The 778-nt window shown below is 48.3% G+C and carries 2 protein-coding genes; one reads left to right on the top strand and one right to left on the bottom strand.

What is annotated here, in order from left to right; all coding sequences use genetic code 11:
* Positions 1 to 189 (top strand): hypothetical protein (locus GO755_RS41220; RefSeq protein WP_198175096.1); only part of this gene is annotated, 189 nt, incomplete at its 5' end.
* 82 nt (positions 190 to 271) lie between these two features.
* Here the strand turns inward: GO755_RS41220 and GO755_RS40700 are convergent.
* The coding region (locus GO755_RS40700) for a DUF72 domain-containing protein (protein WP_157591176.1) at positions 272 to 778 on the bottom strand (507 nt) is incomplete at its 5' end.

Genomic DNA, 778 nt, shown 5'->3' with positions numbered 1-778 from the left:
GATGTGTTTGCCCTTGAGAATGTAACCCAGCTTCGGGAAGCAATTGACCAGGCTGTTTATGGCCAGCAGGATGAGAATAAGTTCACCGAATCGGACCGGGTCCATACAGTGGAAGCCTTGACCACGCTGGGTCAACTGGGCATCTTGACGGAGACTGACCTGGAGGAGGCCAAGAAAGGCTATTTGTAGAGCAATACTCTATAATCTCTTACTTGATGGAGCCCATTTATAATTGGCGGTTCATTCACTAGTAGGGGACTTTCTGTTAGCTTTATTCGCCTTCAAGCAAGTTTTTAAATACCAAGGCATCTTGCCGCATGTAGACATTATTAAAGAAAACGTACGAAGGTTGATTCGTCGGCAACAGTTCGACTAGATCGGTTAACTCCTGCTGCTCATATTGATACCGCCACCCCTGCCGGCCGTGCAAACGAAAGTAACATTGCGCAGGAGTCATGGTCGCATTCACAAAGGGGTCAACTACATGCCATAAGTCAAGATCCTGGCAGAGGTCTCGGACTAGCTCTTGCTCCCATTTACCCCGAGGTTCCCAACATAGCCTCAAGCCAGTTCGCTCAATACGGGTAAAGAAGTCAACCATATGGCTAATATGCTCTGCTGTTGGGGTAAAACTAGCTGGACACTGAAACAGTATAGTAGTAGCCCTCAAGGCTTTTGCACTAGCTAGGGTAAGCTGCCAGGCTTGGTCGACAATAGCGGTCGGCTTGAAAAAGCCAGCCTCCTTCCGATCCTGCTCGGAAAGTTTTATTCTCAAGCG

The organism is Spirosoma arboris (assembly GCF_009754945.1).
Lineage (GTDB): Bacteria > Bacteroidota > Bacteroidia > Cytophagales > Spirosomataceae > Spirosoma > Spirosoma arboris.
This window is presented reverse-complemented; position numbering and strand designations above follow the sequence as displayed.